Source organism: Paraglaciecola sp. 20A4 (assembly GCF_011378905.1).
GTDB lineage: Bacteria > Pseudomonadota > Gammaproteobacteria > Enterobacterales > Alteromonadaceae > Paraglaciecola.
The window spans coordinates 294,842-307,983 of the sequence record NZ_WTPY01000003.1; the positions used below are offsets into that span (position 1 = coordinate 294,842).

At 41.6% G+C, this 13,142-nt stretch carries 6 protein-coding genes; all 6 read right to left on the reverse strand.

Features of this window, described 5'->3' with window-relative positions:
- Positions 1-31 precede the first annotated feature (31 nt).
- Positions 32-1,039 carry a quinone-dependent dihydroorotate dehydrogenase gene (gene pyrD, locus GQS54_RS05715; protein WP_166423044.1) on the reverse strand — a complete coding sequence of 336 codons (1,008 nt, stop codon included), beginning with the start codon at positions 1,037-1,039 and terminating at the stop codon, positions 32-34.
- Positions 1,040-1,110: 71 nt separating this feature from the next.
- Positions 1,111-5,949, reverse strand: a complete 4,839-nt coding sequence (locus GQS54_RS05720; protein WP_166423045.1) for an NAD-glutamate dehydrogenase — start codon at positions 5,947-5,949, stop codon at positions 1,111-1,113.
- A 283-nt stretch (positions 5,950-6,232) separates the two neighbouring features.
- Complete coding sequence (locus GQS54_RS05725; protein WP_166423046.1) at positions 6,233-8,548, reverse strand: efflux RND transporter permease subunit; 2,316 nt, start codon at positions 8,546-8,548, stop codon at positions 6,233-6,235.
- A gap of 6 nt (positions 8,549-8,554) precedes the next feature.
- The gene (locus tag GQS54_RS05730; protein WP_166423047.1) at positions 8,555-9,553 is read right to left on the reverse strand and encodes a YCF48-related protein; all 999 of its coding nucleotides are present in this window, start codon (positions 9,551-9,553) and stop codon (positions 8,555-8,557) included.
- A gap of 60 nt (positions 9,554-9,613) precedes the next feature.
- Complete coding sequence (locus GQS54_RS05735; RefSeq protein ID WP_166423048.1) at positions 9,614-10,981, reverse strand: DUF1329 domain-containing protein; 1,368 nt, start codon at positions 10,979-10,981, stop codon at positions 9,614-9,616.
- Between the two features lie 11 nt (positions 10,982-10,992).
- Entirely contained in the window at positions 10,993-13,059 is a 2,067-nt protein-coding gene (locus tag GQS54_RS05740) for a DUF1302 domain-containing protein (RefSeq protein ID WP_166423049.1), read from the reverse strand.
- Positions 13,060-13,142 lie beyond the last annotated feature (83 nt).

A 13,142-nucleotide genomic window follows, 5' to 3' on the forward strand; every position in this document is an offset into this window, starting at 1 on the left:
GTGATAAAAGAAGCCGATCAGGCATTGATCATTATAACGAGTCTACGATCTCTTTTATCAATTTCGGACCTTGATAGATCAGCGCCGAATACACCTGAATTAAAGGCGATCCGGCTTCGATCCGAGCTTTCGCAGCCAACACCGAATCAATCCCCCCCACACCAATGACTGGCGCCTGCCCCGCCAGCTGACTGCATAAGGATGTTACGATCCTTTGACTTCTGTCTGTGAGTACTGACCCACTCAGACCGCCAGCCTCTTCGGCATGCTGCTGACCTTTAACGGCTTCACGATCGAGAGTCGTATTCGTTGCGATCACCCCATCGATCCCAACGCTTAAAAAAGAATCAACCATCGAGCTTAACTCAGAATCTTGCAGATCAGGCGCGATCTTAATTAAGATAGGAACCTGCTTATTATGTTGCGCTTTAAGTTTGATTTGCTCTGCTTTTAAGCCGCTTAATAATTGCGTGAGCGCATCACCGTATTGCAAGTTTCTAAGTCCCGGCGTGTTAGGTGACGATATATTTACCGTAACGTAACTAGCATGCTGATAAACCTTACGCAAACAAATCAAATAATCGTTTAGCGCTTCATCCTCGGGAGTGGTTTTGTTTTTACCAATGTTGATACCTAACACCCCTGTATAACGCGCTTTTTTAACTTGCTCTACAAGGTAATCGACCCCTTTATTGTTAAATCCCATACGATTAATAATCGCCTGCCCTTTTGGTAATCTAAACATTCGGGGTTTATCGTTACCTGCTTGCGGTTTAGGGGTAACCGTACCAACTTCTATAAAACCAAATCCCATCGCCGCAAAGGCATCAATACATTCTGCGTTTTTGTCTAACCCGGCAGCTAAACCAACAGGATTCTTAAAGTGCAAACCAAAGCACTCAACAGGTTTGTCTGCGATACGCTGTTTGTAGGCCATGTTTAAAAATGTATGCTGCGTGCGCTTAAGCCAATTAATCGTAAAGTCGTGACTCCACTCGGCATCTTGGGTAAATAAAAATTTCTGTAAAATGGCATACATGGTGTTCGTTTTCCTCAGACAAAAAAAAGCCCCAGTGCGATACCAGGGCGTTAAAGACCGTACGGTTAATATTAAGCGTTAGCGTTTATGCTAAGCAACATTAATTCACGTAATGCGACTGAAAACTTCGCAAATTCATGAGTACTACTGGTTTTGAATTCCGACATCATACTATACCAACGCTCTAATAGAGCCTGATTATGTTCCATCCATGTACCGAGTATCAATTCCGCGTCATTATTTTTTGGTGCGCCAGTCAGTAATACTGTTGCTAAGGCGCGTTGTTGCCAATCGAGTTCTTCCCGATATGACGCCCGTGCTAGAGCTTGCCAATGGTTAGAAACCGTCTGTTTATTTATTTGTTCCAAGAACCAATGGAGTTCAAGACGTGATCCGAGTTTAAAATATAGACTTGCAACCAGTTTAATACTGCGCCCCTCTGTTTTGGCAATTTGTGCTAAATCTAAACAGGGGAATAAATTACTTAAACTAGAGACTTTATAAGCGATATCTTCAGGAACTCCTGCGTTGGTCAGGCGAGTGCAATTCGCTTCCAGTTCTTGATACTCGTCTTCTACTAGGTAATCTTTGAGGTTTTTGAACAAATCAGCAAAGGTAGACGTGTAACTGTCGATTGCTTCTTGAATATCCATGGATTTTACACCGTGGCGCAAATACCAACGCGAAGCACGGCGTAACGTGCGGCGCATACTTTCAAGCATTGAAAGTTGCGTTTGTGCACTGACTTTATTGTCTAAGTCTTGTACCTCAGCCCATAGTGATTCCATTGAGAATATACCTTTGACCACGCAATACGCATTGGCTATCTCATCAATGTTGGCACCGGTTTCTTCCTGCATGCGAAAAACAAAATTCATTCCCATGTCGTTGATTAAATTATTGGTCAACTTAGTGGCAATAATCTCGCTGCGCAGTGGATGCTGTTCCATTTGCTCGGCGTAACGTTTTTGCAAAACGGCCGGGAACGCGCTGATCAATAATTTACGATGATAGGGATTATCCGTAATTTCCGGCGTATTGAATCTTTCTTTCAACATCATTTTTCCGTAGGCAATCAGCACGGATAGTTCTGGACGTGTAAGTCCTTGGGATGCTGCTAAACGGTCAGAAATTTCATCGTCAGTGGGAATAAATTCAATTTCACGATTTAAGTTGCCTTCTTTTTCCAAATTATGAATAAAACGTAACTGTTCTTTTAACTGACTGCCGCCACTCAATTGGGTAATAGAAATAGATTCCGTTTGGCGATAACAATCTTGGATAACTAAATCGCCCACATCATCAGTCATCTCGTGCAATAGATTATTTCGTTGTTTGCGTGTTAAGTCTCCCGCATTAACCAAGGCATTGAGCAAAATTTTAATATTTACTTCGTTATCAGAGCAATCCACCCCACCAACGTTATCAATAAAGTCGGTATTAACTCTTCCGCCGCTGCGAGCAAACTCAATACGACCTAATTGTGTGAGCCCGAGGTTGCCACCCTCACCGATAATTTTGGCTTTTACCTGTGCACCATTAACACGTGTATCGTCATTTGCCCGATCACCTACTTGTGAATGACTTTCTTTCGCACTTTTAACATAGGTTCCAATGCCGCCGTTCCAGATTAAATCGACTTCCATTTGCAAAATATTATGGATAAGTTCATTCGGTGTCATGGTGAGTTGTTTAGTGCCCAACCATTGTTTCATTTCGGCGGTTAATTTAATCGACTTAGAAGAACGACTAAAAATATCACCACCTGACGAAATCAACGATTTATCATAATCATTCCAACCCAGAGAAGGGTTTTCAAATAAGCGTTTGCGTTCTGCATAGCTGGCTTTCACGTCTGGAGATGGATCAAAGAAAATATGCAGATGGTTAAATGCACATATTAATTTAGTGTGGTTTGATAACAGCATGCCGTTACCGAACACATCACCCGCCATATCGCCTATCGCAACACAAGTGAAATCGGTCGTTTGACAATCAACATCCATTTCACGAAAATGACGTTTAACCGATTCCCAACCACCACGAGCGGTAATGCCCATTTTCTTATGGTCGTAACCAATGCTGCCACCAGAAGCAAACGCATCACCCAACCAAAAATTAAATTCCTCAGATATACCATTGGCAATATCTGAGAATGTAGCCGTGCCTTTATCCGCCGCAACAACTAAATAAGGGTCATCGTCATCAAGACGCACCACATCTCGAGGGTAGACTATTTCGCCATCGACGATATTATCAGTGATATCAAGTAAACTACGGATGAAAATTTTATAACACGCTTGGCCTTCTTTTTGAAATGCTTCGCGGCCTTGATTAACAGGCAAGTTTTTACAAACAAATCCCCCTTTTGCCCCCACTGGCACAATAACCGTATTTTTGACTTGTTGCGCTTTAACTAAGCCTAAAATTTCAGTACGGAAATCTTCTTGGCGATCAGACCAACGCAACCCGCCTCGCGCCACTTTACCACCACGTAAGTGAACACCTTCAATGCGTGGGGAATAAACAAATATTTCAAACTTGGGACGTGGCAAAGGCATATCTGGAATAAGCTCAGATAACATTTTAAATGAGGCATAAGACTTTTCGTTACCTTGATTATCGCTCTGATAGAAATTGGTTCGAGTTGTGGCAAGAATTAGATCTAAGTAGCGCCTTATAATACGATCATCATCTAAGTTTGAAACATTATCCAAGTGCTTTTTCACTTCGTTTAGTAATGTCTCCTCACGCTTGTTCGAACGGCGCACTTTCGGGTTGTAACGTTGATTAAACAACGAGGCCAAAATCTTAGCGATATCAGGATAATGGGCAAGTGTGTTGGCAATATAATCTTTACTGAAAGAACTTCCAATTTGACGCATATATTTTGCATAAGCGCGTAAAATGGTCACAGTTCTACCTGGCAATCCTGCACCAAGCACGAGACGGTTAAAAGCATCATCTTCTAAATCATTGGACCAAACCTTAGCAAACGCATCTTGAAACAAGGCTTGAGCACGCACCAAATCCATACGATTACTGGTGCTATGTAACATGGTAAATTCCATAATCCAGTTCATCTGACCATCGCTGGACTTAACCCGATACGGACTTTCTTCGATTACGCGAAGACCGAAATTTTCTAACATGGGTAACACGGCAGATAAGTGAATAGGCTCATTTTTATGAAATAGCTTTAACTTAACGATTTCACTATCAAGGGCTTCTTCTTGAGGCCGGTAGAACAGCATATCTAAGGTATGCTCTGCGCTAAGTAATTCAATTTTCTCTAAATCGACCAATGCGGCGCTAGGCAAATTCTGCTCTTTATAGCTGGGGGGAAATGCATCTTCGTATTTTTTCTCGATAACTTTTCCAGCCGCTTCGCCATAAGTAGTACGAATGGTAGCCGTTAATTTATCGTTCCAACTCTTAGTCAGCTCGATGATATTCTTTTCAATTTCCTTCACGTTATATTCCGAATTGTTGTCTTTCACTCTGACAATATATTGCGTTCTAGCATATACAGATTCTGAAAAGTAAGTCGTAAACTCTACGTCTTCTTGGCTATTAAACGATTTCTGCAACAATACCTGAGTATCTTTACGTAGTTGTGTGTTGTAACGCTCCCTAGGGACGTAAACCATACAAGAAACGAAACGTCCAAATACATCTTTACGCACAAATAAACGCGAAATTCCACGCTCTTGCATTTGAAAAATACCTAACGCAATTTGTGCTAACTCGTCTTCACTGCCTTGTAATAATTCATCACGAGGATAAGTTTCAATAATATTCAAGAACGCTTTATGTCCATGTGAATCTTTATCAAATCCTGATTTTTGACAAATGTTATCAATCTTGTGTTGCAGTACCGGTACTTGGGTCGCGCTGCTGTTATAAAAAGAAGCAGAGTAAAGGCCAATAAAACGGTCCTCACCAACCACATTTCCTTTATCATCAAAACGCTTGATGCCAATATAATCAAGATAAGCAGGACGATGAACACGTGAACGACGATTGGTTTTCGTTAGCAAAAGTGGATGATTACTCAATGCTTCTTCACGGGCAGAACCAGGAATATTGGATAAAACCCGTTCGCGTTCGCTCACGGAGTTTTTCATTAATCCTAAACTTGATTCGTTATCCGCTAACCACCGATAATCACCTTCAACGGCCTTAGCACTATATGATCGATAACCCATAATGGTGAAATTATGGTCGTTTAACCAAGACAAGAACTTAATGGTTTGTGTTTTTTGTTCTGCCGTAGCTGGCGATGGGTTATTTGGAAACTCTTTAATAATCACATCGAGTTTATCACTCATTGCTTTCCAGTCTTGCACGGCCAATGACACTTCATTAACAACTGACATCAGTTCGTTTGCCAAACTGTCTAAGGCTTTCTTAGTAGTTTGTCTATCAACCTCAATTAAGAAAATAGTTTCCTTATTGGCATGTTTAACTTTTTTATTGCCATCAATAAAGCCGGTAAATTTATGGCTTTCGTCACGCTGAATAGCGATTGGGCTATGCAATAGTAAATGGGCTGTTACGCCAACGCGGTTTAACGCCATGCGCACTGAGTCGACCAAAAACGGCGTATCCTGTACTAAAATCTCTATTATGGTATGGGTTGATTGCCAACCATGTTTACCTACCTCTGGATTAAATACACGGATAATTGGCTTACTGGCATCGAAGTTTAAAAACTTATTCCACAGACTGAGCGTCGCTCCATATAAATCACTATCACTGCGATTATCCAAATCATCGGTGGAAATATTGTTGAACAAAATACGAGAAAAGTTTTTGACCAAGTCAACTTGTGACTTATCAACCTTTTTTTCAATAAGTTTGACTACGTTTTCTAACAAAACTGAATGCTGGTGTGTTGCAACCGTCATGTGTTTACCTATTCCTTACTTTTTGGAAGTAACAGTGGTATTGAATCGACGCATTAACAATTTGTTACAATGTCAGTACCGCCGACGATATTGTATGAGACTAGACAATAGACTGACATATATACAGTTTTTCATCTATATATGACTATTCTCGCTAAAATAGACGACCATTAAAAGCCTTAAATTCACGTCAAATTTACAATTGAAATAGTTATCTGAATTTCGCTCATAAAAAAAGGCCATACGGCCTTTTTTATGCAAAATATTAAATAATTATGCGAATTTATTTTTGCTTACGCCAAAATACACTCGCCAAGGCAGGTAGCACGATAATGGCGCCCATCATGTTCACAACAAACATAAAGGTCAGCAAAATTCCCATGTCCATTTGGAATTTAAGCGACGAAAATACCCAAGTACTGACGCCAACTGCTAAAGTAGCGCCGGTAAATAACACTGCACTTCCTCGTTCTTTCAATGCTTCAAAATAGGCTTGGCGTACAGGCATGCCAGCTTTAAGTTTATGATTCATGGTCGATAGAATATAAATACCATAATCCACACCAATCCCCACACCCAATGCAATAACGGGTAACGTAGAAACGGTTAAGCCAATTTGTAGATACGTCATTAACGCTTGCGCTAATACTGAAACTACATATAAGGGAATAACCACAGCCATTGTTGCACGTAATGACTTAAAGCTTATAAGGCATAGCAAAATCACCGCCCCAAACACATATAACATCATCGGATTTTGCGATTCATCCACGGCTTCATTTTGTGCAGCCATAACACCAATCGGCCCTGACGCTAGTTTAAACTGTAGTTCAGGCGTTTCGAAATCTACACGATATTCTTTTATTGCTTCTACTACGCGATTAATCGTCTCAGCTTTATGGTCCTTCATAAACAAAATGATAGGCATCACAGAACAGTCGCCGTTTAACAAACCAGAAGAGGTATCGACCCGTGCTATATCTTGTACTAAAGTTTGCTGGTTTCTAGGCAACACTCGCCATTTAGCATTTCCTTCGTTATAACCCGCATTAATAATTTTCGCTACAGACGCCAAACTTACCGCAGATTGCACGCCTTCGATGTTAGTCATGCGCCACTGCATTTCATCAATCGCATTCATAACGTCGTATGAGGTACAAGCATCTTTGGTGGCTTCAACTAAAATAGACAAATAATCGGTACTGATTTCATACTTGTCAGTAATTAAAAACGTATCTTGGTTGTAACGTGAAGACTCATGCAGTGCAGGAGCACCAGCATGCAAATCGCCAATTTTCATTTTCTGAGCTTGCATCCAACCAAATCCAAACAGGACTGCCGTCACAACCAAAATACCCACTGCAACTTTCGGGCTAGAACACGCTGCAATCCAATCCCAAAATTTATCCGCGCGATCCTCTTTACCGGCAAACTTTTGCTTGTATTTGTCACTGAACTTAACAAAAGACATAAGAACAGGTAATAACAATAAATTGGTTAAAATAATAACCGCCACACCCATACTCGCCGTAATAGCAAGTTCACGAATGATACCGATATCGATAACCAATAATGTCATAAATCCGATTGTGTCTGACAATAAGGCTACACCACCTGGAATCAATAACGTGGTGAAAGCTAACTTAGCTGCATTAAACGACGTGCTGCCTTTAGTCACTTCTTTGCCAACTGAATTGATCATTTGAACGCCATGGCTGATGCCAATGGCAAACACTAAAAATGGCACCAAAATTGACATCGGATCAAGACCAAAGCCAAGCAGTGTTAACAAGCCCATTTGCCAAATTACCGCAATGATCGAACATAACAACGGTAAGACTGTAAGCATCAAAGATTTACAGAAGAAGTAAACCAAAACAGCGGTAATTGCGATGGCAATAGCAAAGAATACCAATACATCTTTAGCGCCGTTAGCTACATCACCTATCATCTTTGCAAAACCAATAATATGGATACTGATATCATCGGATTCAAATTGTCCTCGAAGCTGAGTTTCAAGGTGATCAGCTAACGCTAAGGTATCTAGTTTCTCACCGCTCTCAGGATCCAAGTCTAATAATTTGGCAGTGACCATCGCACATTTATAATCATCAGATACTAAGCTGCCTACGATACCCGCCTTTTCAATATTAGACGAGACCTTGTCCAATCCGCGCTGCTCGGAAGAATTAAAATCAGCTGGTATGACCGGTCCGCCTGCAAAACCGCCTTCTACAATCTCAGTAAAACGGGTGGACGATGAAAATAGTGATTTTACTAATGAACGATCAACGCCGTTGATAAAGAACAACTGATCATGAACATCTTTAAGGGTATCAAAAAAGGTTTGATTGAAAATATCACCCTTGGTATCGCACACTGAAACTAGAATACTGTTAGCGCCACCAAAATCATTCACATGCTTCATGTAATTCTGCATATACTCATGATTAAGAGGAATATTTTTGGTGAAACCTGCGTCTAATCGAAGTTGTGATGACTGATAACCTAGAAATACAGTTGCCACTAAAAATATCAACAACACAACAATGCGGTTTCTGAAAATTAAGGATTCTAAAAATTTGATTATATTACTCATGAACGGCTACCGTGCTTGCTGCAAATGTTTAATGCCGTCAACCGACACTGCGATAATTTGATTGTTATAAAACACTCCGTTAACAAGTGTTTGCCCGTCGCTTTGCTGTTGATAGTTCACGTCGTCACCTTGAATGGTAACCACTGCGCCATTATTACCCAGTAAAACCGTACGATCCTCGTCTACAGAAACAATGGCATTCATTGATGCCTGACTACCTGCGTCAAGTGCTTTCCATTGTTGCTCGACATTATTGAACACGAATACGTTACCGCGAAGTCCAGTAGCAATTAAATCCCCAGATTCGGCTTTTGCGATATTGAAAAAAGAACCGTGATAATCAATGTTCATTCGCTGCCATGTGTGACCTTTATCAGAACTCATAGCTAGTAGACCTGCTTCGCCAGCTAAGTAAACTTGATTACCTGAAACGGACACACTGTTTAAATGCGGTAAAATTGCAGCGAGTTCTTCCTTATAAAATGCTTCATCTTCTAAACGAAGTTCATTTAGATATTCTTGGTCATCTTGATTTACAAACTCAGCATGCAATTCGCTATGCCAGTTTTTACCACCGTCTTGGGTCCGAAGAAAAGCCCCATAAGCGCCAATGGCGATACCTTCACTTTTATCAAAAAAAGCGACGTCAAGTAATGGACGTTCCTGTTCCGGTGCGAAATTTTGAACTTCCCAATTGAGGCCGTTATTTTCAGTGTGTAAAATAACCAAATCGTGTCCCACAGCCCAACCTTGTTGGCCGACGAAATATACACCGGTTAATGTAGACGTTGAAGGTACGTTTACTTGCTGCCATTTTTGCCCGTCAGTGGAGCGGATAATATGGCCGCGTTCACCAACAGCAATAAGTTGCTCACCACTTTGGGTAATATCAAGTAATAAAGACTGGTCAACTAAAGGGGCTTGAAAACTGCTTTGAGCGGCTTGAACAGTGGATAAAGGTGCAAGTAAAACGGCAATCACTGCACTTGCAATGGATAATTTCATAGTAATTGGGTTCCATAAAAATGAAAACGGTTGGCAATAGCCAACCGTTTTTTTACTCGATTAGCGTCTACCGGCTCGGCGCATGGCCTCGGGGGTAAATTCGCGATCATTTAAATCAGCATTAAACTCGTACATCTTTTCCTCGTTATCGAGACCTAACGCGAGGTAACGACGAGAGTTTAAGTCATGGTAAACATCTAGCGTTGACCATTGTGTCGGGACTTCATAGTAATTAATTCCATGAGATATGCCTACTCGGTACAATTCATTGCGATTGTCGTACATATCCGCAACTTGAATTTGCCAGCTATCTTCGTCGATGAAAAACACACGTTTTTGATAGATATGACGGAATTCAGGCTTAAGCGTGGCTTCGACTACCCATACACGATGTTTTTCAAAGCGCGTTAGATCTGGATTTATATGACCAGGTTGAAGAATATCTTCATACTTCACTTTATCACTATGTAAATGATAGTTGTTATAAGCAACATACAGTTCTTTTTTGCCTTTCAACTCCCAGTTATATCGATCAGGCGCACCGTTAAACATATCGAAATCATCTGATGTACGTAAACCATCTGATGCTGTTCCTGGGGCATCGTATGCAACATTCGGCGCACGACGAACTCGGCGTTGACCTGTATTGTAAGTCCACGCTTGGCGAGGTTCACGTATTTGGTCCATAGTTTCATGTACCAACAACGCTGTACCGGCTAAACGAGCTGGAGAGGTCACACTTTGCTTGAACTTAGAGATAACATTTTCTTCAAGTAGCTTTTCACGTGTTGCATCTTTAGCTGAATACTTCTGCATCAGCTCCTCTTCGAAACCGATCACGTTATAATCACCAGAAGCGGTAGGCGCTGCTTGGCCTGCGTAACGTTTAACGCTTTCACCGCGATAACGTAAAATGTGGTTCCAAATGGTCTCTACTCCGTTTTGTGGAATAGGAAATGGAATACCAATTGCAGCATTTTTAATACCATTGCCACCTTGGATTAGCTCAGCCATAAGCGCATTTTTGGCTGTTTCATCGTACACAAATTGTGGTAATGACGCAGACCGACGCGTTTGATAAACCGGCATTTTGTAGGTGTCAGGATAAGCTTTAAACAACTCTTTTTGACCGTCACTCAAAAACTCAGCGTATTCCTGATAATTTTTCGCGGTAATGTTAAAGAGCACTTTGTCATCAGCGAACGGATCAGGATGATGGTCACCCACTGTGTACCCTGCAGGTACTTCAGTAATACCGCCAGTCCATGCAGGAATACTACCATCTGCATTACCTGCTTTTACAGCGCCCACTGGCGTTAGTTCAGCACCTAATTTAGCCGCTTCAGCTTCTGAAACCTTGGCTTGAATTAAGCCTGAATTAAATGTTAGCGCCATTGCAGACGCGATGAGAGCAAATTTTCTAATCATAATATGGCTCCTTAGATAGAATACTTGATGTTAAAAGAAACAAAGTCACGGTCTGAAAGGGCATTGGTTGTGCCTTCACCACCCCAGAACGCATTGTAAGATGCCGTTGCCGACCATTTGCTTAGATAATCAAATGTCAAAGATGCACTGGCTGATTTTCTATCTTCAATAAACAAGAACAGAGGATCGGGTGTAATACCATTTACATCATGAGAAAATGTGGCTCTAGCTTGTAAATTGATACCAGCGAAAACGTTGTTAAACGACGCATTAGCGAGCAAGCGATATCCCCACGCACTAGACGTTGGGAATGGGTTCGTTTCCGGACCATTGGATATACCAACATGCAAACCTTCACGCGTGTTGCCGTCTGCCGTTGGTGCAAGAGACGGTGTACGCACCGAACCTGGACCATTTAAACGAATAAGACTTGTATCCGGGAAGTCTCGAATACTGACATACCCTACTTCACCTAATACTACCAAATTATCGGTACCCAACGCAGGACCGAAAATATGTGTCGCTGTTACCTGCATTTGTAACGTATCTGACTCTAGATAACCTTGTGCCGTTTCACCAGAACCAGTGGTAAAGCCTTGGTAACCATCAAGCTGAGAAATACCTGCAAAATCAGGACGCAAACCAGCAATCGCTAACTGTTGAGGCATAGCTGCATATAATAATTCAACATCATCAAGCTGAAGTGGCTCATCAACACGATACGCAATTTCACCCGCTAAAGCCGTTGTGCCCACATTAGTGTTAAAGCTAAATCCGTAAAGCTTAAGGTCTTCAGGATAAACAAATCCCGTTTTCGTAAAGGCTCTAAGATCCGTTACGTTTTCTTTAGTGATTTCTGTCGTTGCTAACATCGTTAAATCAGCACCAATACTCGCCGCAGTGAAATCAGACGTTAAACCAGCGATAAGTGGACGTTGGCTATGATAGTTAAGCATGTAAAAGTTAAATTCTGTTTCGTTTAACGCCTCAGCGTAATAACCAATCTTAATACCGTATTGACCTTGGTCATCAGCATCTGTATGTGCTGTGTCACTGAAACCACGAACGGCTACTTTTGTTGGGTAGGCTAAATACGCAGCGCCGATAGATGAAGCATCGCCTCCTGATCTTAGTGCGTCGCCTAAGGCATTTAGGTTAGTTAACAAGAAATCTAAATCAATATCAGGGTTACCACTGAAGCCCAATTGGATATTTTGCGCTTGACCACCCTCACCGGCGAAATCATTGGTAGCGAAATAACTCCCCGCTTGCGGTAAACGACTGCGCTCCCACTCGTATTGATAGTACATGGATAAACTGAGGTTTTCGGTTAATCCAAACTGGGCGAATACCATGCCCACGGGAATAAAGACCTCTTTTAATTCTGCCCCAGGTGCTTGTGCACGAGATACATCCACTGGATTGGTTGAGTTAATACCATGCTGAATAAACGTACTTTCCCCCCAACTGACAACTTGATTGCCCACGCGGAACGAAACTGGCATGTCACCAATATAGAAATCAGAGTAGAAATATGCATCGAGTAAACGCACATCTGAACACAACTCATCACTTGCTGTTGACGACGCGCAAGGATCTTGCGTGGTGCCGGTAATTGGATTTTGCCAATCACGTGAGCTGTCTTTCATTTCAAAATCGTAAAAATACATGCCGCGCATAAAGACGCCCATGTTTTTATATTGAATATCTAACTCATGCACACCTTTAAACAGAGTCGAAAAAGGGTTACCTTTTTCGTAATTTAGTGTGCCCAAATCGCCGTTGGTTGAATAACCACCTGTACCCGAAGCCCACACGTCAGCAGAGCTGTATATTGGATTTGTTGCAGGGTTGTAGCCCGACCAATCAAATTGCACACCGTTACTGTTGCCTACACGCGAGAAGTCACGCTCTTCTACTCGAATACTGGTTCCCAATGAAAAATTTGAGTCAAAGGTCACAGACCAATCGCCTTCATTCCAACTGGCGGCTTGCGCTGGCATCAATGCCGCACCTACAAGCCCCACTATGCCTAATGCTATAGGCGACTTTTTAAACCCGAAGACTTCACGACTCATCTTTACCTCCCTAATCATTAGTACTGAGTACTAACATACCATTCAATTAAACCACTCAAATTTAACAAAATGATTACACCAAA